Source organism: Streptomyces cinnamoneus (assembly GCF_014650495.1).
In the GTDB taxonomy this organism is placed as follows: Bacteria; Actinomycetota; Actinomycetes; order Streptomycetales; family Streptomycetaceae; genus Streptomyces; species Streptomyces cinnamoneus.
The window spans coordinates 223,028-244,585 of record NZ_BMVB01000004.1; the positions used below are offsets into that span (position 1 = coordinate 223,028).

Below are 21,558 nucleotides of genomic sequence, written 5' to 3' on the forward strand. Positions count from 1 at the left end.
CCGACACCACAGTCGCCAATGGTCCGAACGCACCCCCCGCTTGGCGCGTACAGGGCAGGGTGACACCGGACGGCACACAACGTGCCGCGAGGCATCCACGCTCGTTCTTGTCTATGGGCGTGAGCGGTTGGAAGGAGCACTACCGATGGGCGAGGGGTACGCATGACCGACACCGGCCGGTTCCCGGACGAGGGACAGCCGGAGAACGCAGGCGCACTGCCCGGCCAGCCGCTGACCGCGGACGCCGCAGCCCCTGCCGACACCGGAACCCCCGCGACCTCCACGTATGCCTTCCTCGACAACGACACCGCGGACGAGGACGACCTGCTGCTGATGCCCGGCGCCCAGGGCGCCTGGATGGAGCAGCCCGCCCCCCAGGCCGGTACGCACGAGACCGGCGGCCGCGACACGGGCTCCCTCGACTACACCGGCGTGCGCACCCCGCCCCCGGCGCCGGCCGCCGCGCCGCCCCGCCCGCTCCACATGGGCCCGCCCGTGCCGGACCCCACCGGCGGTGTCGTCCGTTCCCTCGCCGACCGCGGCCCGGCGGCCCCCCAGCAGCCCGTCGGCTTCCCGGCCCCGCAGGTCGGCGGCGTCGAGTACCTCGACGACGCCCCCGCCTTCGTCCCTCCGCAGAGCACCGGTGCCGCGGCGCCCGGCATAACGGCAGAGGCGGCCGCTCCGGTGGCTGAGGCGGCGTCACCCGCCGCCGCACAGGCCGTCCCGGGCCAGCGCGCCCAGGCCGTCGCGCCCGCCGGGGGAGTGGCCCCCGGCGCGGCACAGGCGTTCGTCGACCGTCTGGTCCCGAACCTGGCCCCGCAGCCCGCGGCCGAGGCCACGGCGCCGGTTGCCGCCGCCGAACCGCCCGCGGCGCAGGCCCCGGCTGACGAGCAGTCGGCCCCCGAGCCGGTGCCCGCCGTGACCGAGGCCCCGGCGGAGCCGGTGGCGACCCCGGACGCCGTACAGGACGCCGCCCCCGAGCCCGACATCATCCATGTGGCCCCGGCACAGCCGGCACAGCCGGCGGAGCCGGAGGCTGCTCCGGCGCCCGAGGCGGCGCCCGCCGCAGCCGCGCCGGAGGCCGTTCCGGCGGTTCCCGCCCCGGAGCCGGAGCCGGCACCGGTGGCTGTCGCCACGCCCGCGCCCGCGCCCGAGGCCGTGGCGGTGCCTGCCGCTGCCCCGGAGGAGCCGGCCGTTGCGGCTCCCGCGCCGGAGCCGGTGGTAGCCCCTGCGGCGGTTGCCGCGCCCGTTGCGGAGGCGGCACCGGAGGCTGCGCCCGCCGAGGTGACTGCTGTTCAGGCGGCCCCCGAGGCCGAGGCGCCGGCTGCACAGGCTCCCGAGGCCGCGCCGGCCACAGAGATGGTTCCGGTTCAGGCTCCCGAGCCGGAGGCGGTTCCGGTCCAGGCGAGCGCCGAGGCCGAGGCGCCGGCCCCGGTGGCCGTTGCCGAAGCCGAGGCGACCCCCGAGGCGGAGGCGGCGCCTGCCGTTCCCGCAGCCGGGACGCCCACCGACCCGAACGCCGCGGCACCGGAAGAGGCGCAGGCGCCCGCCCTTGAGGCGACGGAAGCGCCCGCCCCGGAAGCGGTGCCGATTGCAGTCCCCGAGGTGGCGGAGGCGCCCGCCGCCCAGGCGGTGCAGGCCCCTGCCCCCGAAGCGGTGCAGGTTCCCGTCGCCGAGGTGGCGGAGGCGGAGGCAGTCGCCCCCGAAGCAGTTGCCGTCGAGGTGCCCGTGGCCGAAGCGGTGCAGGCCCCCGCCCCGGAGGCGACGGAAGCGCCGGCCCCGGAAGCAGTGCAGGCACCCGCCCCGGTGGAGGCCCCGGCCCCCACCGCCGCAGAGGCGGCCCCTGCTCAGGCACCGGCTCCCGAGGCGGTGCAGGCCCCGGCCCCCGAAGCGGTGCAGGCCCCGGCCCCCGAAGCGGTGCAGGCGCCGGCCCCCGAGGAATCCACCGAAGCCGTAGCCGAGGCCGAAGCCGCAGCTGAAACCGCACCCGAAGCCGCAGCTGAAACTGCACCCGAAGCCGCAGCCGAGGTCGCCGCGGAGGCGGAGGCGGAAGGGGAGGCTGACGCGGAGGCAGAGCCCTCCGTGCCCGAGCAGCCGCTCGGCCCTCCGGCCGAGGGCTTCGGGGAGGCAGAGCGGGCGGCGGTGCACCGGGTGATCCGCGAGCGCCGCGACATCCGTAAGGGCTTCCGTACCGACCCCATCCCGCACGAGGTGCTGCTGCGCGTGCTGGAGGCGGCACACACCGCGCCCAGCGTGGGCCACTCGCAGCCGTGGGACTTCGTCGTCATCCGCTCCGAGGAGACGCGTCAGGCGATGCACGAGCTGGCCGTCCGCCAGCGCGAGGCGTACGCGAAGTCGCTGCCCAAGGCACGGGCCAAGCAGTTCAAGGAACTGAAGATCGAGGCGATCCTCGACACGCCCGTCAACATCGTCGTCACCGCCGACCCCACCCGCGGCGGCCGCCACACCCTCGGCCGGCACACCCAGCCCCAGATGGCGCCGTACTCCTCCGCGCTCGCCGTCGAGAACCTCTGGCTCGCCGCCCGCGCCGAGGGCCTCGGCGTCGGCTGGGTCAGCTTCTTCGACGAGCGCGAGATGGTCCGCGCCCTCGGCCTGCCCGAGCACCTGGAGGTCGTCGCCTACCTCTGCATCGGCTACGTCGACGAGTTCCCCGACGAGCCCGAGCTGATGCAGGCAGGCTGGTCCAAGCGCCGCCCGCTGTCGTGGGTCGTGCACGAGGAGGAGTACGGGCGCCGCGCGCTGCCCGGCGAGGACCCCCACGACCTGCTCGCCGAGACCCTGCGCGGAATCCGGCCGCTGGACGCCAAGGCGCTCGGCGAGGCGTGGGAGCGCCAGAAGCGGATGACCAAGCCGTCGGGTGCGCTCGGCATGCTGGAGATCATCTCCGCGCAGCTGTGCGGCCTCTCCCGCAAGTGCCCCCCGCCGATCCCGGAGCCGGCCGCCGTCGCGATCTTCGCGGGCGACCACGGCGTACACGCCCAGGGCGTGACGGCGTGGCCCCAGGAGGTCACCTCGCAGATGGTCGCCAACTTCCTGGGCGGCGGCGCCGTGTGCAACGCCTTCGCCAACCAGGTCGGCGCCGAGGTCTGCGTCGTCGACGTGGGCGTGGCCGCGGAGCTGCCGAGCACGCCCGGCCTCCTGCCGCGCAAGATCCGCCCGGGCACGGCCGACTTCACCACCGGCCCCGCGATGACCCGCGAGGAAGCCCTGCACGCGGTCGAGGTGGGCATCGAAACCGCTCGTGACCTGGTCACGGCCGGGAACAAGGCCCTCCTCACCGGCGAGATGGGCATCGCCAACACCACCGTGTCGGCCGCCCTGATCGCCGTCTTCACCGGTGCGGACCCGGCCGAGATCACCGGCCGGGGCACCGGCATCAACGACGAGATGCACGCCCGCAAGATCGACGTCGTGCGCCGGGCCCTGGAGCTGCACAAGCCCGATCCGAAGGACCCGGTCGGTGTGCTCGCCGCCGTCGGCGGCCTGGAGCACGCCGCGCTCGTCGGCCTGATCCTGGGCGGCGCGTCCCTGCGCACGCCGGTGATCCTCGACGGCGTGAGCGCCGGGGCCGCGGCCCTGGTCGCCCGCGCCATCGCGCCGGAGGCCCTGGCCGCCTGCATCGCGGGCCACCGCAGCGCCGAGCCCGGCCACGTCGCGGCGCTGACCAAGCTGGGCCTGCGCCCCCTGGTCGACCTCGACCTGCGCCTCGGCGAGGGCACCGGAGCCCTGCTGGCGCTGCCCGTCGTGCAGAGCGCGGCTCGTGCGATGCACGAGGTGGCGACGTTCGACACCGCGGGCGTAGCGGAAAAGAGCTGAAGCCTCCGCCCGGTGCCACGCACACGTGGCACCGGGCGGGCTCAGGCCCAAAGCCGACGGGAGACGCGCCTCCGAACCGATGGGCGAGCGGGTTCCTGCCCCCGAACCGGCGGACGAACGGGCTCCCGAACCGACGGGTTGTCGGAAGACGGCGGGAGGGGGCGGGCCGGGACGGACCCTGGCAGGGGGCGTAAGGGTTATTTGCGGCGTCTTTCGGAGCACTGTCCACGCAGGACGGTTGCCGTAAATAATCCAGCCCCCAGAAGGGTCCGTCCCGGCCCGCCCCCGCACCCACGAACGCGCTCCCCCACACCCGCCGCCGCCCCTTAAGGTGTCCCCACCAGCGCATTCGCACGAGGAGAGCCGCACGCCCATGGCCGAGCACCCAGAAGTCGCCGCCTATCCCGTCGGACTGCGCCTCGCCGGCCGCCGCGTCGTCGTCCTCGGCGCCGGCCAGGTCGCGCAGCGACGCCTGCCCGCCCTCGTCGCCGCGGGCGCGGACGTCCTGCTGATCTCCCCCTCCGCCACGCCCTCCGTGGAGGCCATGGCCGAGGCCGGCGAAGTCCGCTGGGAGCGCCGCCGCTACCAGGACGGCGACCTTCGGGACGCCTGGTACGCCCTGATCTCCACCGACGACCCCGCCGCCAACGAAGCCGCCTCCGCCGAGGCCGAGGCCCGCCGCGTCTGGGCCGTCCGCAGCGACGACGCCGAGGCCGCCTCCGCCTGGACCCCGGCCACCGGCCGCGCCGCCGGCGTCACCGTCGCCGTCCTCACCGGCCAGGACCCCCGCCGCTCCGCCGCCGTGCGCGACGCCGTGATCGAGGGCCTGCGCGACGGCACCCTCACGGCCCCTCACCACCGCGCCCGCGCCAAGGGCGTCTCCCTCGTCGGCGGCGGCCCCGGCGACCCCGACCTGATCACCGTGCGGGGCCGCAGGCTCCTCGCCGAGGCGGACGTGGTCATCGCCGACCGCCTCGGCCCCCGCGACCTGCTCGACGAGCTTCCGCCCCACGTCGAGGTCATCGACGCGGCGAAGATCCCCTACGGCCGTTTCATGGCCCAGGAGGCCATCAACAACGCCCTCGTCGAGCACGCCAAGGCGGGCAAGGCGGTCGTCCGCCTCAAGGGCGGCGACCCGTTCGTCTTCGGCCGCGGCATGGAGGAGGTCCAGGCCCTGGCCGAGCACGGCATCACGTGCACCGTCGTCCCGGGCATCTCCAGCTCGATCAGCGTCCCGGCCGCCGCCGGAATCCCCGTCACCCACCGGGGCGTGGCCCACGAGTTCACGGTCGTCAGCGGTCACGTGGCCCCCGAAGACCCCCGCTCGCTCGTCGACTGGGAGGCACTCGCCCGGCTGCGCGGCACGCTGGTCCTCCTGATGTCGGTGGAGAACATCGGCGCGATCGCGGGGACACTGATCCGGCACGGCCGCTCGGCCGACACCCCCGTGGCGGTGGTCCAGGAAGGCACCACCGCAGCCCAGCGCCGCGTGGACGCGACCCTCGCGACGGCGGGGGAGAAGGTACGGGCGGAGGGCATACGCCCGCCCGCCGTCATCGTCATCGGCGATGTGGTGCCGGTGGGTCTCCCGGCCCCCGCCCAGGCGCCGTAGCGCAGCACGAGGCCCCGGACCACGCCGAGGCCGATCACCGCAAGGGACAAGGCCCCGGGCCCCCACCGCATCGGGGCAGAGCCCCAGGCAATCACCGCAAGGGACAAGGCAAGACCACCCATGGCCGAACTCATCACCATCGACGATCCCGCCGACCCGCGGCTGTACGACTACACCGGTCTGACGGACGTGGAGCTGCGCCGCCGCCGCGAGCCCGAGGAGGGGCTCTTCATCGCCGAGGGCGAGAAGGTGATCCGCCGCGCCCACCAGGCCGGCTACGCCATGCGGTCCATGCTCCTGACGCCCAAGTGGGTGGAGGTGATGCAGGACGTCATCGAGGCGAGCACCGCCCCCGTCTACGCCGTCACGCCCGACCTGGCCGAACGGGTGACGGGCTATCACGTGCACCGCGGCGCGCTGGCGTCCATGCAGCGCAGGCCGCTTCCGCAGGCGGTGGACCTGCTCCGCACGGCCCGCCGGGTCGTCGTGATGGAGCGGATCAACGACCACACCAACATCGGCGCGATCTTCCGCAGCGCGGCGGCGCTCGGCATGGACGCGGTCCTGCTCTCGCCCGACTGCGCGGACCCCCTGTACCGGCGCTCGGTGAAGGTCTCCATGGGTGCGGTCTTCTCGGTGCCGTACGCGCGGCTGGAGAGCTGGCCCCGCGATCTGGAGACCGTACGGGAAGCGGGGTTCCGTGTCCTCGCCCTCACTCCGGCCGAGAAGGCCACGTCCATGGACGAGGCGGCGCCGCACCGGCTGGACCGGGTGGCGCTCATGCTGGGGGCGGAAGGTGACGGGCTGTCGGCCCGTGCGCTGCGGGCAGCGGACGAGTGGGTGCGCATCCCGATGGCCCACGGAGTGGACTCGCTCAATGTGGGTGCTGCGGCGGCAGTGGCGTTCTACGCCGTGACGGCGGGCCGCCCGCCGGCCTGAGCAGGGCGGCGGGCGCCCTGAGAAGGGGCCGCTGAGGAGGGGCGGCGCAGGCTCAGGCCCTGAGGAGGGGCGGCGCAGGCTCAGGCCCTGAGAAGGGGCCGCGCAGGCTCAGGCCCTGAGGAGGGGCGGCGCAGGCTCAGGCCCTGAGAAGGGCCGCGCAGGCTCAGGCTCACGGAGGGGCCGCGCAGGCTCAGCCCGCAGGATCCGCGGGGGCCGCCACGGCGTGGTGGCCGCCGCCCTGCGGACTGCCGCCGGGCAGCTCTCCGATGCTGTGGGCGGGCCCCTGGCAGCCCTGGGCGGCGGCGATGCCGAGCGCGACGAGCAGCGTCACGACCACGAAGACGATGAGCCGCTGGCGCAGGAGTTTGCGGTCCGGCCCGGGCCGCCGCGTCGCCGGCCTGGTGCGCCCGCCGCCGCGAGGGGCCGTCTTACGGCCGCCGGTGCTCTGACCCCGCTGCGCCACCGTCCGCCCGTCGTTGCCGCGGCCGGCGCCCGCGGCCCCGCCGGGGCCGGAGGCTCCGGCAGCCCCCTGCGGGGCATGTCCGCCGTGCCCGCCGTGCCCGCTGCGCCCCCCGTGGATTCCCTGGGGCGCGTGCGGCCGCGGCGTGGGTGAGCTCCCGGGCCGCCGTTCGGTGCGCTGGCGCTCGTACTCGGCGGCGCGCCGGGCGGAGGGCCGGTCCGGCTCGCGGCGGGGCGACGGCGGCCGGCCCTCGCCGATGCCGTGGGCCTCGCGGGCGGCGATCTCCTTGAGCCGCAGGGACAGCTGCAGGGTGCTGGGCCGCTCTTCGGGGTCCTTGGCGAGGCAGGCGTGCACGAGGGGGGCGAGGGCGTCGGGGACGCCCATGAGCTGCGGCTCCTCGTGGACGACGCGGTAGAGCATGACTTCCGAACTGCCCTGCCCGAACGGAGAGTCCGCCGTCGAGGCGTAGGCCAGCGTGGCGCCGAGCGCGAAGACGTCCGTGGCGGGCGTCACGGCGGCGCCGCGCACCTGCTCGGGGGCGAGGAAGCCGGGCGATCCGACGGCTGTCCCCACGTGGGTGAGCGTGCTGGCCCCGGTGGCCCAGGCGATGCCGAAGTCGATGATGCGGGGGCCCTTGGGGGAGAGCAGGATGTTCGACGGCTTGAGGTCGCGGTGGACCACGCCGGCGTCGTGCACGGCCAGGAGCCCTTCGGCCAACGCCGCGCCGATGGACGCGGTCTGAGCGGCCGACAGCGGCCCTTCCTCGTTCACCTTGTCGTGCAGGGAGGGCCCCGGTACGTACTGGGTGGCGAACCAGGGGCGGTCCGCCTCCAGGTCGGCGGCCACGAGCCGCGCCGTACAGCCGCCGCGGATCCGCCGTGCGGCGGACACTTCGCGGGCGAAGCGCGAGCGGAACTCCTGATCCTCCGCCAGGTCCGGACGGATGACCTTCAGGGCGACCCGCTGGCCGCGCCGGTCGGAGCCGAGGTAGACCACGCCCATGCCGCCCGCGCCCAGCCGCCGGTGCAGCCGGAACGAGCCGACGACACGCGGGTCCTCGCGCCGGAGCCGCATCATCGTCATCTTCGTCCCCTACCTCCGGTGGGGCTTCCCCACGTAGCTTCCCGGCGTCTGACGTGGCACAGCTTACGGATTGACGGACGGTCGCGCTGCGAGGCCGCGCATGCGTCGGCGAGCGGATTGCCGTCGGCCGACGGGAGGCCCGTGGCCGGGGCCCCGGGCGCCGGCGGCCCGTTCTTCCCCCGCGACCTGGGCTTCAAGGGCCGGGTGGGCAGGGGGGATTGACGGGGCCGACGGCCACCGGGGGCGGGCGGTCCGGGACGCGGGGCAGCCGAGTCGAACGTATGAAGCGGAGGCGGCCGGGCAGGGCGGCGGTGCGGCGCGGGACGGCCGCCCCGGGGCGGCGGAAGTGAGGGAAGTCACCAGGACCCTTCCGGGATGACCCCAACGTCAGGGGGAGGTTCTCCACCCAGGGGAGTAGCCCCCGGGGTCCGGCCTCATCCTCCGGGAGAACGTTCAAGCGGTACGAGGGCATGACGCCGGGCCCGGGCCGCGCCCCTAGTGTTGAAGGCAAGCGGCGGGTACGACACTCGTCCCCCGAGGCCAGGTGCCCGCCGCTCCCGAACACACGAAGGGAGCGGGCGATGGCGGACATCGCAGGACGCACGGGCCGGCGGCCGCAGGGCCACCGGGCCACGGACGTCTTCGGTGAGCGTCCGTCCTCGACCCGTCACCCGCTCGTGGCGGTGGCCATGGTGCTGCCGCTGGCGGCGCTCCTCGCCGTCGCCTTCGGCGGCTGGGACGCCGTCGTCACACAAGCGTCGTCCGTGGCCGGAATGCTGGGGCGCTGAGCGTCTTCGGCCCGGGAGAGCGGCCCGGGCCGGGTGCAGACCGGTCATAACCCCGTGGGGACGGGGGTGCGGCGGACGGCACGACGGGCCGGGTACCTGGGGAGGTACCCGGCCGTCGCGTTTGTGCAGGTCACACGCCGACTGTGGGCGGCTCGCACCCGAGGCGGGCAGGGCATGGAACAGGCCGGGGGCCGGGGCTCGAAGCCCCGGCCCCCGGCCGTGGTGGTGCGCGATACTGGGATTGAACCAGTGACCTCTTCCGTGTCAGGGAAGCGCTCTCCCGCTGAGCTAATCGCGCGGGGAGATCCGTGAGGACCTCGGTGGACGATACTGGGATTGAACCAGTGACCTCTTCCGTGTCAGGGAAGCGCTCTCCCGCTGAGCTAATCGTCCGGGATGCTGCTGCGTGCGCGATACTGGGATTGAACCAGTGACCTCTTCCGTGTCAGGGAAGCGCTCTCCCGCTGAGCTAATCGCGCGGGAAGGTCCGTGAGGACCTCGGTGGACGATACTGGGATTGAACCAGTGACCTCTTCCGTGTCAGGGAAGCGCTCTCCCGCTGAGCTAATCGTCCTTGGAGGTGGAGACGGGATTTGAACCCGTGTAGACGGCTTTGCAGGCCGTTGCCTCGCCTCTCGGCCACTCCACCAGGAGTGCGGGGGTTCGGGAAGATCCCCCAACTCGAGCGGACGACGAGACTCGAACTCGCGACATCCACCTTGGCAAGGTGGTGCTCTACCAACTGAGCTACGTCCGCATTTGTCTTTCCGGCCCGCTTCCGCGTCCCGGCGACGTGTTGAACTTTAGCGGATTCCGGCGCCAGCTCAAATTCCGTTTGCCCAGCATGCTGCGCTGATCGTTCACGGGGACGTCCCGCGGGCGCCTCCGGGACGGCCCGGCGACGCCCGCCGGGCACCCCGCGGGCAGCCCCTCGGCACCCCGCGAGCCGGGCCGTGCCACGGGCAGAAACGATCTTCAGGGGCCGCGCCATAGACTCGATGACGTGCACAGCCTCCCCTTGAGCGTCTCTCCGATGGCGCGCTTCGGCGGCCTCCTCGCCACCGATCTGCGCGATGTGACCACCGATCCGGCGGCCCTGGACTCGACCGGCTGGTGGGCCGTCGTCGCGGACTTCGAAGGGGGACTCACCTGTGCCCGCTTCGGCGACGTACGCCCCTGCCGGGCCCCCGCGCCCGTACCGGGCCGCTGGCGGGGCCCCGCCCCCGAGCAGTGGACCAGCTCCCTGGACCGCGCCGCCTACACCGCGGGCGTACGGCGCATTCGCGAGCACATAGCCGCCGGCGAGGTCTACCAGGCCAACCTCTGCCGCGTGCTGAGCGCACCCCTGCCCGACCCCTCCACCGCCGACGTGGACGACCTCACCGCCCTCCTCGCCCGGGGCAACCCCGCTCCCTACGCGGGAACGGTCCGGCTGCCCGCGCACGGCGTGGAGGTGGCCACCGCCTCACCCGAGCTCTACCTGCGCCGCTCGGGGCGCACCGTGGAGTCGGGCCCCATCAAGGGCACCGGCCGCACCGCCGAGGACCTGCTGGAGAAGGACCACGCCGAGAACGTGATGATCGTGGACCTGGTCCGCAACGACCTCGGGCGCGTGTGCACCACCGGCTCGGTGACCGTCCCCGCCCTGTGCGCCGTCGAGCAGCACCCCGGCCTCGTCCACCTCGTCTCCACCGTCCGCGGCGAGATCGCCCCGGGCGCGGGCTGGGCCGAGCTGTTCACCGCCACCTTCCCTCCCGGCTCGGTGACCGGCGCCCCCAAGGCCAGCGCGCTGGAGATCATCGAGGCGCTGGAGCCCGCCCCCCGCGGCCCGTACTGCGGCGGCATCGGCTGGGTCGACGCCGACCGGGGCACCGGCGAGCTGGCCGTCGGCATCCGCACCTTCTGGATCGACCGCGCCGGCCCCGGCGGCCCCGTCCTGCGCTTCGGCACCGGCGCCGGCATCACCTGGGGCTCCGACCCCGAACGGGAGTGGGCCGAGACGGAACTCAAGGCGTCCCGGCTCCTCGCGATAGCGTCGGGGGCACACGAGCCGCTAGAAGGGACGAAACGGTGAGCATCTGGTTCAACGGCGCCCTGCGCGAGGCCGACACCGCCCGGGTCTCGGTCTTCGATCACGGGCTCACGGTCGGTGACGGCGTCTTCGAGACCCTCAAGACCACCGCCGGCCGGCCCTTCGCCCTGACCCGCCACCTCGCCCGTCTCGCCGACGGCGCCCGCAGCCTGGGCCTGCCCGAGCCCGACCTCGACGAGGTGCGCCACGCCTGCGCGGCGGTGCTGGACGCCAACCCGCTGCCGCTCGGCCGGCTGCGCATCACCTACACCGGCGGCGTCTCCCCGCTCGGCTCCGACCGGGGCACCGCCGCCCCCACCCTCGTCGTGGCCGTCGTCGAGGCCACCCGCCACCCGGACTCCACGGCCGCCGTCACCGTCCCCTGGACCCGCAACGAGCGCGGCGCGCTCGCCGGCCTGAAGTCCACCTCCTACGCCGAGAACGTCGTCGCCCTCGCCCGCGCCCGGGAGCAGGGCGCCACCGAGGCGCTGTTCGCCAACACCGCGGGCGCGCTCTGCGAAGGCACCGGCTCCAACGTCTTCGTCGTCCTCGACGGCGAGCTGCACACCCCGCCGCTGGCCTCCGGCTGCCTGCCCGGCATCACCCGCGCCCTCGTCGTCGAGTGGACCGGCGCCAAGGAGACCGAGCTGCCCTTCGACGTCCTCGACCGCGCGGACGAGGTCTTCCTGACCTCCAGCCTGCGCGACGTCCAGGCCGTCCACACCCTCGACGGCCGTCAACTCCCCGGCGCCCCGGGCCCGGTGACCGCCAAGGCCGCCCGGATCTTCGACGAGCACGCGACCGCGGACCTCGACCCGTAAACCGGATGACGCGGGGCCGCGGGGCCGGTACAACACGAACGTGACCACCACCCTGCGGCCCACCGCACCCGAGCAGCGCACCGGCGACGGCGGCCGGTCCCGGTCGTACGAGGTCTGCGTCAACAGCCGGCCCGTCGGCAGGATCGACCTCGCCATGGACACCCGTTTCGGGCCCGGCTTCGGCAGGATCGAGCGGCTCGCCATCGACGAACGCGACCGGCACCGCGGCCGTGGCACGGTCGCCGCGCTCGCCGCCGAGGAAGTGCTGCGCAGCTGGGGATGCACACAGATCACGGTGAGCGTCCCGGCGGGCGCGGGGACCGCCCTGGGCCTGGCGGCCGCGCTCGGCTACGCCGAGCGCAACCGCAACCTGGCCAAGCCCCTGACGGCAGCGCCCGCCCTGCCCGCCGGCAGCGTCGCGCGGCCCATGGGGGAGGAGGAGTACGGGCGCTGGCGCGAGGCGGAGAAGGCGGCGTACGTCCAGGAGTGGGTGGACCGCGGCGTCCCGCGCCCCCACGCGGAGGCCAAGGCCGAGCGTGACGACGCCCTGCTGCTGCCACAGGGCCCGGCCACCCCCGGCACGATCCTGCGGATCCTCGCGCACGAGGGTACGGACGTGGGCACGCTCTGGGCGGCGGTGCGCCCCGGGGGGAGCGCCTGGGTCTTCGGCGTCGAGGTCGCCGCCCCCCACCGCGGCCGGGGGCACGGCCGCACGCTGATGCTGCTCGCCGAGCGCGAGAGCCTGGCGGCCGGTGCCGCCGCCCTGGAGCTCAACGTCTTCGCCGCCAACAGCCCGGCGCTCGGGCTGTACGCGTCCCTGGGATACGAGCCGACCGAGATCCACCTGTACAAGCTGCTGCACTAGGCGCACCGGACGAACGACCGCACCGGCCGCGGCACCCCGGGGGAGGGGACGGTCAGCCGGCGAGCAGCCGGTCGACGATCTCCTCGATGCGCTCCCGCAGGCCCTCCTGGCTCTTGCCGCCGTCCAGCCGCTCGCCGTCGATCACGTACGTGGGCGTGCCGGTCACACCGATCGCCTTGCCCTCGGCCTGGTCCGCGTCGACGATCAGCATGTGCCGCCCGTCGATCAGTGCGGTGTCCACCTCCTCGGCGTCCAGGCCCAGCTCGCCCGCCACGTCCACGAGCAGCCGCTCGCCCTGGGCGCCCAGCTCCCCGGTGCGCGCCAGGACGGCCTCGGCGTACGGCCACGCCTGCCCCTGCTCGGCGGCCTCCTCGGCGGCCTGCGCGGCGGCGTAGGCGTGCTTGTGCTTCTCCAGCGGGAAGTGCCGCAGCCGGATCTCCAGCCGGTCGCCGTAGCGGGCGCGCAGCGCGCGCAGGTCGTCCAGGGCCCGGTGGCAGTCGGGGCACTGCAGCTCGCACCACACGTCGAGGACGGGGCGAGCGGTGGGGGAGGTGTCGGTATCGCTCATGGGGCCAGTCTTCCAGCCCGTATCCGTATCCACCGGCGGGATCCGGCAGTGCCCGGGCGGGGCGACCCCGAGACGACCCGGAGATGTCCCCGATCTCCGGGCCCGGCCGTGGCCGCGGCCGCCACGGGCGGTGCACGATGGATGCAGGAGCCACCTTCGGCAGGAGGACCGGATGCTGACCTCGACCGTATGCGCCGCGCTGTCCGCGGCCGGCCTGGGCATCGCCCTGCTGACGGCCTACCGCAAGCGCTTCCTCGCCGCGATCCGCATCGCGGCCTGGTCCCTGATCCCCATCGGCCTGGTCATGACGGGCATCGTCGACTGGGTCCAGGACCTCGTCCTCAAGCCCAGCGTCTGGGCCGGCTTCGGCGTGCTCGCCCTCTCCGCCCTGCTGTTCCTGATCGGCCGGGCCGCCGGCCGCCGCACCGGAGGCGGCCGCACGGAACGCCGGGCGGCGCAGGCCGCCTCCCGCGGCGGTGCCGTCGAGCCCGCCGGTTCCGCACCCACCCTCGGCCCGGCCCGCGCGCCGGACCGCCCGGGCACCCGGCGGCGCGGTGCCACCGGCGGTGACGCAGAGGACTTCTCCGATATCGAAGCGATCCTCAAAAAACACGGAATCTGAACAACTCCCCCTCACGAGTGACACGTTGGTGAGGTAGTCGCGGGCGGCTGCGCCATGATCTGTCGGAGATGAACGACGAACCGGCCCAGATCACCGAAGAGCCGCGCGGCTGTCTGTTCGCGCTCTCCCAGCCGCCACTGATGTTTTTCCTCGCCTTCGTCGCGACGCTGATCCTGCTCACCGCCGTGCACGACCTCTACCGCTGGTGACGCCCGGCCACCGGCCGGGACTCAGTCCGCGGTGCCCCGCCGCCGCGCCCGGTACGCCGCGACGTGCAGGCGGTTTCCGCAGGTGCGGCCGTCGCAGTAGCGGCGGGAGCGATTGCGCGAGAGATCGACGAAGGCGCGCCCGCAGTCCGGCGCCTCGCAGCGTCGCAGCCGTTCGAGCTCGCCCTCCACCAGCAGGAAGGCCAGCGCCATCCCCCCGTCCGCCGCCAGGTGCTCGGCGAGCGAGGCGCCCGGCGCGAAGTAGTGCACATGCCAGTCGTAGCCGTCGTGGTCGGTCAGCCGGGGGGTGGTGCCCGCCTCGGCGACCAGCGCGTTCAGCAGCTCCGCCGCGGCCCGGGTGTCCTCGGTGTCGAACACCTGTGCGAACCTCTGGCGTATGGAGCGCACGGCCGCCAGATCCGACTCCCCGAGCGGGCCGACGTTGCTGATGTCATGGCGCTCGACGAAGCCCTCCAGGGCGTCCGGGGCGTCGAGGTCCATGTTCAGCAGATCGACGATGCCGTCGAGCGTGCACCGGGTGTCGTGATTGATCAGCACGGATCGTTCGCTCCCTGGCCGGACGGAGGTGGGGCGGCAATTGTTCGACTGCGGGCAGCAGACTCTAGCGGCTCCCCAGCACAACGGCGCCGTCGCCCGCGGTGGATCCGCGGTGACGGCGCCGTGTCGTGCCGTTATGCGAGATGTCCGGATGTGGCGCGCGGGCCTCCCCGAGTGGGCCGGCGCGCCCGGATCAGCTCCTGCCCGGCATCAGCTCTCGGCCAGGATGTGCGAGAGCTCGGTGTCCAGATCGAAGTGACGGTGTTCGGTGCCCGGCGGGACGGCGGCGTCGGTCCGCTTGAGGAACGACTCCAGTGCTCGCGCCGGAGCCTCCAGGAGGGCCTCGCCCTCCGGGGAACTCAGGGCGATGCAGACGACGCCCTGGCCGTGACTGCGGGACGGCCAGACGCGGACGTCGCCCGTGCCGGTGGGCCGGTGCAGGCCCTCGGCGAGCAGGTCCCGGGCGAAGACCCACTCGACCGTCTCTTCGGCTCCGGTGTGGAAGGTGGCGTGCACGGCATAGGGATCGGCCGTGTCGTACCGCAGGCCTGCGGGTACAGGCAGTGAGGATTCGCTCGACACAACGAGGCGCAGGTGCAGCTCGCAGCTGACCGTGGTGTTCATAAGCGCCAGGGCCTTTCGCTCAGTGTGCGCTCGGGGATTCGCACGTCGGCGAAATCGACATGCCACCTACGGTGCCGTTGTAAACCCCTCTGACCGTTTTGAGGCCCTTCGTATACCTCGGACGGCCGAGTCGTCACGTTGCGCATACCGCCGAACCGGTGAGTTCGCACCGGTCCGGTACGTTGGGCCGCATGAACGCGGAGAGTGACGAGCGCAGAGACGCCGCTACGGACGGCGCCGACGGATCCGACAAGGGCCTCGGCTCCCGGGCCCCCCACTTCGTCAAGCGGCACCGGACCCTGCACCTGAGCTGGCAGGTCGGCGTCTTCGTCGTCGGCCTGGCCGTGGTGATCGCCGGCATCATCATGCTGCCCCTGCCCGGCCCCGGCTGGTTGGTGATCTTCGGCGGCATGGCCATCTGGGCGACCGAGTTCGTCTGGGCCCAGCTGGTGCTGCGCTGGACCAAGCGCAAGGTCACCGAAGCCGCCCAGCGCGCCCTCGACCCCGAGGTCCGGCGCCGCAACATCATCCTCACCGTCACCGGCCTGGTGATCGTCGCCGCGCTCGTCGGCGTCTACGTGGCCAAGTACGGCTTCGCGATGCCCTGGAAGGTCGGCAAGTGACCACCGCGCCCCTGACCAGGCGCGGGATGGTTCTGGGCACCGCCTGACATGCGGTAATGTTTGCGGTGCGCCCGGGCGATTAGCTCAGCGGGAGAGCGCTTCGTTCACACCGAAGAGGTCACTGGTTCGATCCCAGTATCGCCCACATCCGGACCGGGGTCCGTGAGGTACGCACCTCACGGACCCCGGTCCTTTTTCGTGCACCCGGCGGCGGCCGGGGCGCCCTCCGGGCGGGATTTGAACGAGAGCCACCGCGACCTGTATTGTTCAGTGCGTCGCCGGGGGAAACCCCGGACGAAATCCCGGGCGATTAGCTCAGCGGGAGAGCGCTTCGTTCACACCGAAGAGGTCACTGGTTCGATCCCAGTATCGCCCACATCACCGGAGGCCGGTCCGTCAACTGACGGACCGGCCTCCGGCGTTCCGGCCCCGCTCGGCCACCCGGCGCCCGCCCCTCACGCCGCCGCAGGAAGATCCGGCCGCAGCGGCCACGCCGGATCGCACTCCTCGTCCGAACCGTTGCGCGCGAACCACGCCTGCAGCCCCCGCGCCTGTGCCGCGTGCCACACCGCCTGCCGCGTGTGCAGTTCCGCCGGACTCAGCCGCTCCAGACGCGAGGCGAACCGGCGCCCCACCGCCCGCACCACCTCCATCGCCGCCGTGGCGTCCGCCGCCGCGTCGTGCGCCCCCACCAGCTCCACCCCGTACTGCCCACAGAGATCGGCCAGCGTCCGCCGCCCCTTGCGGTAGCGGTCCAGATGCTTGTCCAGCACCCACGGATCCATCACGCACAGCGACCCGCCGCCCAGGTAGGACGCCAGCGTCGACGCCCGGTGCCGCCGCAACTCCCGGTCCAGCAGCGTCAGATCGAACGGCGCGTTCATCACCACCAGCGGTATGCCCCGCGCCGCATGCACCGCCAGGGCCCGCGCCACCTCCTCCATCACCGGCGCCGGCCACCGGCCGTGCCGCTGCAGATGATCCTCACTCAGCCCGTGTATCGCGGTCGACTCGACCGGCACGGGCACCCCCGGATTCACCAGCCAACGGGTGATCACCGGCGAGGCCCCCGTCTGTGACTGCGTCACGAAAGCCGCCGACACGATCCGGTCCCGCTCCACGTCGACTCCGGTCGTCTCGGTGTCGAAGGCCGCCAGCGGCCCCTCGAACCAGCACGGCATGACACAACTCCTCGCGCTTGTCCGTCACATGGCGTGTTTTCCCTCCCCGCCAGGTGATACCCGGCCGCCATGCCACCCGAACCGCCGCTGTTTGCCGGGCAGTTCACGCGGAGACAACACAGATGTACGACTCAAAGACCGGCGAGCCCGGAAGGTTTTTCGGACATGGCGCTCGCTCAGCCCGACCCGGCCACGCCCACCGGCAGCCGACCGCCCGGGCACACCCCGCCCGGCCGCGGCACCCTCGCCACCACCGCGTGCATGGAGACGCTCCAGATCGGCTACCTGCACGCCGTCGCCGCCGCGGCCGGCTGCTCCCTGGCCCAGCCCTTCCCCGACAACGGCATCGACTGGCACGTCAGCCACAGCGCCCCCGGCCACACCGACGACGACGAGGTCACCATCAAGGTGCAGCTCAAGAGCACCTACCAACTGGCCCCCCGCACCCCCCTGCGCGCCGCCCCCACCTTCGGCTTCACCCTCGACAATGACCACCTGGCCAAACTCGCCCGCACCCCCGTCTCGGTCCACAAGATCCTCGTCGTGATGATCGTGCCGCGCACCCAGGACGACTGGCTGCGGGCCGGCCACGACCACCTCGCCCTGCGGCACTGCTGCTACTGGACCAACCTCGCCGGCCACCCCGTCACCGGCCGGCGCAGGACCACCGTGCGGATCCCGACCTCACGCGTCTTCGACGACCGCGCACTCTGCGAGATCATGACGCGGGTCGGGGCGGGAGGGAGACCCTGATGCACCGGCCGACCCCACCATCCCGGCACCAGCCGGACCCCGCCGTCCTCGGCGCCCTCCTGGCCCGGCACGGCTGGCGCCGCCGCGGCGGAGAAGGCGGCCGCTACAGCCGCTGGACACCCCCCGACGGCACCGGCGCCAGCCTCCTCGTACCGGTCGACCCCGCCCTCCCCGACAGCGCCGACCTGCTCACCGAGGCCCTCACCGCCCTCGAACGCAGCGCTGCGCCCTCCGCCCGCGACATCCTCATCGCCTTGCGCCTGCCCAGCGACGAGATCCACTGGACCCGCGAGATCACCGACCCCCGCGCCCCCGCCGCCGCCTGGACCGCCCAGGAACGCCTGCGCGCCGGGGCCCGCGCCCTGCTGCTCGCCGGCGCCCTCGCCACGCACGAGCGCACCGGCCACCACGGGGCCCGGCGCCGCCGCCGGGCCGAGGCCGCCCTCGCCCCCCTCCTCGTGGGCCCCGCCCCCGGCGGCCGCGAACTGACCGTCTTCGTCCCCGTCGACCCCCCGGCCGGCGCCGTCGCCGAAGGCGGCCGCCCCCTGGTCACCGCCCTGCTGCGCGCCCTGCAGGCGGCCCGCGACGCCACCGACTACCAGCGCGCCACCGGCCGCACCGACGCCTTCGGCGCGGCGGTCGAGGCCGGCGTCTGCCACGAGCTCACCGCAGCCCTCGTCACCCTGATCAGCGGCTCGCAGGGCCTGCGCCTGGCCGTGCGCTGGGCCCCGGCCGCCGGCGCCCCGCGCGGCTTCGCCGCCCACCCCGAACCCGTGGAGTTCACCCCCGGCGACCTCCCCGCCCTGCGCGAGGCAGGGGCCCGCTACGTGCGCGACGAACCCCCGGTGCCCGTCCGGATCACCGCGACCGTGGTGCACATGCGCCGCGAGACACCCGGCGGCACGGGCGCGGTACGACTGCGGGTCCTCGCCGGCGCCGACGTCACCCAGGTCCGCGCCACCCTCTCCGAGGACGACTACCGCATCGCCGGCCACGCCCACCTCGCCGGCCTGCCCGTCACCGTCAGCGGCCGCTTGGAGAGCCGGGGCGGCTTCCGGCGCCTCGCCGGGGCCCGCGGCGTCCTGCCCGTGCGGGTCGACGAGGCCGAGCGGGACCGCCTGCTGAAGTCCCTCCACGAGCACCTCGACCTCTTCGAGGAAAAGGCCGGGGAGGAGGAGGCGGGGACGGGGGACGGGGCGGAAGGGAGCGGGGAGCAGCACGGCACCGTATAACCGTTTAGCGACCAGGGGTCCGGGCTCGGTACGATTCAGGCGCGCAGTGAGCACTGCAGCGCCCCCTACGTCAGGAGAGACCGGTGTCAGACGTCCGTGTGATCATCCAACGCGATTCCGAGCGGGAAGAGCGCGTGGTGACGACGGGCACTACGGCCGCCGACCTCTTCTCCGGTGAGCGCACCATCGTCGCCGCGCGCGTCGCGGGCGAGCTGAAGGACCTGGCGTACGTCGTCGCCGACGGCGAGGAGATCGAGCCCGTCGAGATCTCCTCCGAGGACGGCCTGAACATCCTGCGCCACTCGACCGCCCACGTCATGGCCCAGGCCGTGCAGGAGCTCTTCCCCGAGGCCAAGCTGGGCATCGGCCCGCCGGTCAAGGACGGCTTCTACTACGACTTCGACGTCGAGAAGCCCTTCACTCCCGATGACCTCAAGCTCATCGAGAAGAAGATGCAGGAGATCCAGAAGCGCGGTCAGCGCTTCTCGCGGCGCGTCGTGACCGACGAGGCCGCCCGCGAGGAGCTGGCCGACGAGCCGTACAAGCTGGAGCTGATCGGCCTCAAGGGCTCCGCCTCGCACGACGACGGTGCGGACGTCGAGGTGGGCGCGGGCGAGCTCACCATCTACGACAACCTGGACGCGAAGACCGGCGACCTGTGCTGGAAGGACCTCTGCCGCGGTCCGCACCTGCCGACCACCCGTGTCATTCCGGCGTTCAAGCTCATGCGCAACGCCGCCGCGTACTGGCGCGGCAGCGAGAAGAACCCCATGCTCCAGCGGATCTACGGCACCGCGTGGCCGTCGAAGGACGAGCTGAAGGCGCACCTGGAGTTCCTCGCCGAGGCCGAGAAGCGCGACCACCGCAAGCTCGGCAACGAGCTCGACCTGTTCTCCGTCCCGGAGCAGATCGGCTCGGGCCTGGCGGTCTTCCACCCCAAGGGCGGCATCATCCGCCGGGTCATGGAGGACTACTCCCGCAAGCGGCACGAGGAAGAGGGGTACGAGTTCGTCTACACCCCGCACGCCACCAAGGGGAAGCTCTTCGAGACCTCGGGTCACCTGGACTGGTACGCCGACGGCATGTACCCGCCCATGCAGCTCGACGAGGGCGTGGACTACTACCTCAAGCCCATGAACTGCCCGATGCACAACCTGATCTTCGACGCGCGGGGACGGTCGTACCGCGAGCTGCCGCTGCGCATGTTCGAGTTCGGGACCGTGTACCGGTACGAGAAGTCGGGCGTCGTGCACGGCCTGACCCGTGCCCGCGGCTTCACCCAGGACGACGCACACATCTACTGCACCCGTGAGCAGATGGGCGAGGAGCTCGACCGCACCCTCACCTTCGTGCTCGACCTGCTGCGCGACTACGGTCTGAACGACTTCTACCTGGAGCTGTCCACCAAGGACCCGGAGAAGTTCGTCGGCTCGGACGAGGCGTGGGAGGAGGCGACCGAGACCCTGCGCAAGGTCGCCGAGAAGCAGGGCCTGGAGCTCGTCGCCGACCCGGGTGGCGCGGCCTTCTACGGTCCGAAGATCTCGGTCCAGGCGAAGGACGCCATCGGCCGGACCTGGCAGATGTCGACCATCCAGCTGGACTTCAACCTGCCGGAGCGCTTCGACCTGGAGTACACCGCGGCGGACGGCACGAAGCAGCGCCCGGTCATGATCCACCGTGCGCTGTTCGGCTCGATCGAGCGCTTCTTCGCCGTCCTGCTGGAGCACTATGCGGGTGCGTTCCCGGCGTGGCTGGCCCCGGTCCAGGCGACGGGCATCCCGATCGGCGACGCGCACGTCGAGTACCTGCAGGAGTTCGCCGCCGAGGCGAAGAAGAAGGGCCTGCGGGTCGAGGTCGACGCCTCCTCGGACCGCATGCAGAAGAAGATCCGGAACGCGCAGAAGTCCAAGGTGCCGTTCATGATCATCGCGGGGGACGAGGACGTCGCCAACGGTGCGGTCTCCTTCCGGTACCGCGACGGCTCGCAGGAGAACGGCATCCCGCGCGACCAGGCCATCGCGAAGCTCGTCGACGTGGTGGAGCGTCGCGTCCAGATGTGAGGCACGGTTCCCGCGTGAGCGGGACTGGAGGGGCGGCCCGTCAGGGCCGCCCCTCGTCGTTTCCGTCCCGGGGAATATGCTGGCCCCCATGACGAGTGAGCCGGAGCAGCAGTTCGGAGTGGGGGCGCCCGACGCCTTCCAGCGCCTGTGGACGCCCCACCGGATGGCCTACATCCAGGGGGAGAACAAGCCCACCGGGCCGGGTGCCGACGACGGCTGCCCGTTCTGCTCCATCCCGGCCAAGGCCGACGAGGACGGGCTGATCATCGCCCGCGGCGAGCTGGTCTACGCGGTGCTCAACCTCTACCCGTACAACGGCGGGCACTGCATGATCGTCCCGTTCCGGCACGTCGCCGACTACACGGAGCTGGACGAGGCCGAGACCGTCGAGCTGGCCGACTTCACCAAGCGCGCGATGCGTGCGCTGCGCACCGCATCCGGGGCGCACGGTTTCAACATCGGCATGAACCAGGGCACCACGGCCGGCGCCGGCATCGCCGCCCACCTGCACCAGCACATCGTTCCGCGGTGGGGCGGCGACACCAACTTCATGCCGGTCGTGGGTCACACCAAGGTCCTGCCGCAGCTCCTCGCCGACACCCGGAAGATGCTCGCCGACGTCTGGCCGACGGTCTGAGAGGTTCCGTTCAGCCGG

The 21,558-nt window shown here is 73.2% G+C and carries 19 protein-coding genes and 8 tRNA genes; 16 read left to right on the forward strand and 11 right to left on the reverse strand.

What is annotated here, in order from left to right:
* The first annotated feature begins 162 nt into the window (after window positions 1–162).
* From cobT to IE182_RS08035, 3 genes are all read left to right on the forward strand, one after another.
* A complete protein-coding gene (gene cobT, locus IE182_RS08025) occupies window positions 163–3,837 on the forward strand; it encodes a nicotinate-nucleotide--dimethylbenzimidazole phosphoribosyltransferase (RefSeq protein ID WP_190108967.1) in 3,675 nt (1,224 codons plus the stop codon).
* A gap of 373 nt (window positions 3,838–4,210) precedes the next feature.
* Window positions 4,211–5,449 carry a uroporphyrinogen-III C-methyltransferase gene (gene cobA / locus IE182_RS08030; RefSeq protein ID WP_190108968.1) on the forward strand — a complete coding sequence of 413 codons (1,239 nt, stop codon included), beginning with the start codon at window positions 4,211–4,213 and terminating at the stop codon, window positions 5,447–5,449.
* 120 nt (window positions 5,450–5,569) lie between these two features.
* Complete coding sequence (locus IE182_RS08035) at window positions 5,570–6,388, forward strand: TrmH family RNA methyltransferase (RefSeq protein ID WP_190108969.1); 819 nt, start codon at window positions 5,570–5,572, stop codon at window positions 6,386–6,388.
* A 190-nt stretch (window positions 6,389–6,578) separates the two neighbouring features.
* On the opposite strand, the gene IE182_RS08040 is transcribed toward IE182_RS08035, so the two are convergent.
* The gene (locus tag IE182_RS08040) at window positions 6,579–7,931 is read right to left on the reverse strand and encodes a serine/threonine-protein kinase (RefSeq protein ID WP_190108970.1); all 1,353 of its coding nucleotides are present in this window, start codon (window positions 7,929–7,931) and stop codon (window positions 6,579–6,581) included.
* A gap of 581 nt (window positions 7,932–8,512) precedes the next feature.
* On the opposite strand from IE182_RS08040, the gene IE182_RS08045 reads away from it, so the two are divergent.
* Complete coding sequence (locus IE182_RS08045; protein WP_190108971.1) at window positions 8,513–8,719, forward strand: hypothetical protein; 207 nt, start codon at window positions 8,513–8,515, stop codon at window positions 8,717–8,719.
* A gap of 223 nt (window positions 8,720–8,942) precedes the next feature.
* On the opposite strand, the gene IE182_RS08050 is transcribed toward IE182_RS08045, so the two are convergent.
* The 6 genes from IE182_RS08050 to IE182_RS08075 all read right to left on the reverse strand — a co-directional run bounded on the left by IE182_RS08050 (window position 8,943) and on the right by IE182_RS08075 (window position 9,476).
* A tRNA-Val gene (locus IE182_RS08050) sits at window positions 8,943–9,017 on the reverse strand.
* 23 nt (window positions 9,018–9,040) lie between these two features.
* Window positions 9,041–9,112, reverse strand: a tRNA-Val gene (locus tag IE182_RS08055).
* 14 nt (window positions 9,113–9,126) lie between these two features.
* A tRNA-Val gene (locus IE182_RS08060) sits at window positions 9,127–9,198 on the reverse strand.
* A gap of 23 nt (window positions 9,199–9,221) precedes the next feature.
* Window positions 9,222–9,293: transfer RNA gene (locus IE182_RS08065), tRNA-Val, on the reverse strand.
* Window position 9,294: 1 nt separating this feature from the next.
* Window positions 9,295–9,368, reverse strand: a tRNA-Cys gene (locus tag IE182_RS08070).
* A gap of 35 nt (window positions 9,369–9,403) precedes the next feature.
* Window positions 9,404–9,476: transfer RNA gene (locus tag IE182_RS08075), tRNA-Gly, on the reverse strand.
* Between the two features lie 276 nt (window positions 9,477–9,752).
* Here IE182_RS08075 and IE182_RS08080 point away from each other — a divergent pair.
* Genes IE182_RS08080 through IE182_RS08090 form a run of 3 tightly spaced genes read left to right on the forward strand, consistent with a single transcriptional unit; the run spans window position 9,753 to window position 12,476 of the window.
* The gene (locus IE182_RS08080) at window positions 9,753–10,793 is read left to right on the forward strand and encodes a chorismate-binding protein (RefSeq protein ID WP_190109163.1); all 1,041 of its coding nucleotides are present in this window, start codon (window positions 9,753–9,755) and stop codon (window positions 10,791–10,793) included.
* Complete coding sequence (locus IE182_RS08085; protein ID WP_190108972.1) at window positions 10,790–11,611, forward strand: aminotransferase class IV; 822 nt, start codon at window positions 10,790–10,792, stop codon at window positions 11,609–11,611. The genes IE182_RS08080 and IE182_RS08085 overlap by 4 nt, the downstream gene beginning before the upstream one ends.
* Window positions 11,612–11,651: 40 nt before the next feature.
* A complete protein-coding gene (locus IE182_RS08090; RefSeq protein WP_190108973.1) occupies window positions 11,652–12,476 on the forward strand; it encodes a GNAT family N-acetyltransferase in 825 nt (274 codons plus the stop codon).
* A gap of 52 nt (window positions 12,477–12,528) precedes the next feature.
* Here IE182_RS08090 and IE182_RS08095 read toward each other — a convergent pair whose 3' ends face one another.
* Window positions 12,529–13,044: a DsbA family protein gene (locus IE182_RS08095; RefSeq protein ID WP_190108974.1), complete on the reverse strand. Its 516-nt coding sequence runs from the start codon at window positions 13,042–13,044 to the stop codon at window positions 12,529–12,531.
* A gap of 172 nt (window positions 13,045–13,216) precedes the next feature.
* Here IE182_RS08095 and IE182_RS08100 point away from each other — a divergent pair, with 172 nt between their 5' ends.
* Window positions 13,217–13,666 (forward strand): hypothetical protein, encoded by a 450-nt coding sequence (locus IE182_RS08100; RefSeq protein ID WP_190108975.1) that lies wholly within the window; start codon window positions 13,217–13,219, stop codon window positions 13,664–13,666.
* A 68-nt stretch (window positions 13,667–13,734) separates the two neighbouring features.
* Window positions 13,735–13,875 carry a hypothetical protein gene (locus IE182_RS08105; protein WP_190108976.1) on the forward strand — a complete coding sequence of 47 codons (141 nt, stop codon included), beginning with the start codon at window positions 13,735–13,737 and terminating at the stop codon, window positions 13,873–13,875.
* Window positions 13,876–13,896: 21 nt separating this feature from the next.
* Here IE182_RS08105 and IE182_RS08110 read toward each other — a convergent pair whose 3' ends face one another.
* Window positions 13,897–14,430, reverse strand: coding sequence for a CGNR zinc finger domain-containing protein (locus IE182_RS08110; RefSeq protein ID WP_190108977.1), 534 nt, complete (start codon window positions 14,428–14,430; stop codon window positions 13,897–13,899).
* A 210-nt stretch (window positions 14,431–14,640) separates the two neighbouring features.
* Window positions 14,641–15,054, reverse strand: coding sequence for an SsgA family sporulation/cell division regulator (locus IE182_RS08115; RefSeq protein ID WP_003959770.1), 414 nt, complete (start codon window positions 15,052–15,054; stop codon window positions 14,641–14,643).
* A gap of 191 nt (window positions 15,055–15,245) precedes the next feature.
* Here IE182_RS08115 and IE182_RS08120 point away from each other — a divergent pair, with 191 nt between their 5' ends.
* The 3 genes from IE182_RS08120 (at window position 15,246) to IE182_RS08130 (ending at window position 16,053) form a co-directional block, all read left to right on the forward strand.
* The gene (locus IE182_RS08120) at window positions 15,246–15,677 is read left to right on the forward strand and encodes a TIGR02611 family protein (protein WP_190108978.1); all 432 of its coding nucleotides are present in this window, start codon (window positions 15,246–15,248) and stop codon (window positions 15,675–15,677) included.
* A 73-nt stretch (window positions 15,678–15,750) separates the two neighbouring features.
* A tRNA-Val gene (locus IE182_RS08125) sits at window positions 15,751–15,822 on the forward strand.
* A 159-nt stretch (window positions 15,823–15,981) separates the two neighbouring features.
* Window positions 15,982–16,053 (forward strand) — tRNA-Val (locus IE182_RS08130).
* Window positions 16,054–16,132: 79 nt separating this feature from the next.
* On the opposite strand, the gene IE182_RS08135 is transcribed toward IE182_RS08130, so the two are convergent.
* Window positions 16,133–16,858 (reverse strand): exonuclease domain-containing protein, encoded by a 726-nt coding sequence (locus IE182_RS08135; RefSeq protein WP_190108979.1) that lies wholly within the window; start codon window positions 16,856–16,858, stop codon window positions 16,133–16,135.
* Between the two features lie 165 nt (window positions 16,859–17,023).
* Here IE182_RS08135 and IE182_RS08140 point away from each other — a divergent pair, with 165 nt between their 5' ends.
* The 4 genes from IE182_RS08140 to IE182_RS08155 all read left to right on the forward strand — a co-directional run bounded on the left by IE182_RS08140 (window position 17,024) and on the right by IE182_RS08155 (window position 21,540).
* Window positions 17,024–17,611 carry a DUF4365 domain-containing protein gene (locus IE182_RS08140; RefSeq protein ID WP_190108980.1) on the forward strand — a complete coding sequence of 196 codons (588 nt, stop codon included), beginning with the start codon at window positions 17,024–17,026 and terminating at the stop codon, window positions 17,609–17,611.
* On the forward strand, window positions 17,611–18,843 hold the full coding sequence (locus IE182_RS08145) for a hypothetical protein (RefSeq protein ID WP_190108981.1): 1,233 nt from the start codon (window positions 17,611–17,613) through the stop codon (window positions 18,841–18,843). Before IE182_RS08140 ends, IE182_RS08145 begins: the two co-directional genes overlap by 1 nt.
* Window positions 18,844–18,926: 83 nt before the next feature.
* On the forward strand, window positions 18,927–20,903 hold the full coding sequence (gene thrS, locus IE182_RS08150; protein ID WP_190108982.1) for a threonine--tRNA ligase: 1,977 nt from the start codon (window positions 18,927–18,929) through the stop codon (window positions 20,901–20,903).
* A gap of 76 nt (window positions 20,904–20,979) precedes the next feature.
* Entirely contained in the window at window positions 20,980–21,540 is a 561-nt protein-coding gene (locus IE182_RS08155) for an HIT family protein (protein WP_190108983.1), read from the forward strand.
* The last annotated feature ends 18 nt before the right edge of the window (window positions 21,541–21,558 follow it).

What these genes read in the sequence shown, in the direction of transcription:
- cobT (WP_190108967.1), top strand. Translation starts at nt 163, where the DNA reads ATGACCGACACCGGCCGGTTCCCGGACGAGGGACAGCCGGAGAACGCA.
- cobA (WP_190108968.1), top strand. Translation starts at nt 4,211, where the DNA reads ATGGCCGAGCACCCAGAAGTCGCCGCCTATCCCGTCGGACTGCGCCTC.
- IE182_RS08035 (WP_190108969.1), top strand. Translation starts at nt 5,570, where the DNA reads ATGGCCGAACTCATCACCATCGACGATCCCGCCGACCCGCGGCTGTAC.
- IE182_RS08040 (WP_190108970.1), bottom strand. Translation starts at nt 7,931, where the DNA reads ATGACGATGATGCGGCTCCGGCGCGAGGACCCGCGTGTCGTCGGCTCG.
- IE182_RS08045 (WP_190108971.1), top strand. Translation starts at nt 8,513, where the DNA reads ATGGCGGACATCGCAGGACGCACGGGCCGGCGGCCGCAGGGCCACCGG.
- IE182_RS08080 (WP_190109163.1), top strand. Translation starts at nt 9,753, where the DNA reads ATGGCGCGCTTCGGCGGCCTCCTCGCCACCGATCTGCGCGATGTGACC.
- IE182_RS08095 (WP_190108974.1), bottom strand. Translation starts at nt 13,044, where the DNA reads ATGAGCGATACCGACACCTCCCCCACCGCTCGCCCCGTCCTCGACGTG.
- IE182_RS08100 (WP_190108975.1), top strand. Translation starts at nt 13,217, where the DNA reads ATGCTGACCTCGACCGTATGCGCCGCGCTGTCCGCGGCCGGCCTGGGC.
- IE182_RS08105 (WP_190108976.1), top strand. Translation starts at nt 13,735, where the DNA reads ATGAACGACGAACCGGCCCAGATCACCGAAGAGCCGCGCGGCTGTCTG.
- IE182_RS08115 (WP_003959770.1), bottom strand. Translation starts at nt 15,054, where the DNA reads ATGAACACCACGGTCAGCTGCGAGCTGCACCTGCGCCTCGTTGTGTCG.
- IE182_RS08120 (WP_190108978.1), top strand. Translation starts at nt 15,246, where the DNA reads ATGAACGCGGAGAGTGACGAGCGCAGAGACGCCGCTACGGACGGCGCC.
- IE182_RS08135 (WP_190108979.1), bottom strand. Translation starts at nt 16,858, where the DNA reads ATGCCGTGCTGGTTCGAGGGGCCGCTGGCGGCCTTCGACACCGAGACG.
- IE182_RS08140 (WP_190108980.1), top strand. Translation starts at nt 17,024, where the DNA reads ATGGCGCTCGCTCAGCCCGACCCGGCCACGCCCACCGGCAGCCGACCG.
- IE182_RS08145 (WP_190108981.1), top strand. Translation starts at nt 17,611, where the DNA reads ATGCACCGGCCGACCCCACCATCCCGGCACCAGCCGGACCCCGCCGTC.
- IE182_RS08155 (WP_190108983.1), top strand. Translation starts at nt 20,980, where the DNA reads ATGCTGGCCCCCATGACGAGTGAGCCGGAGCAGCAGTTCGGAGTGGGG.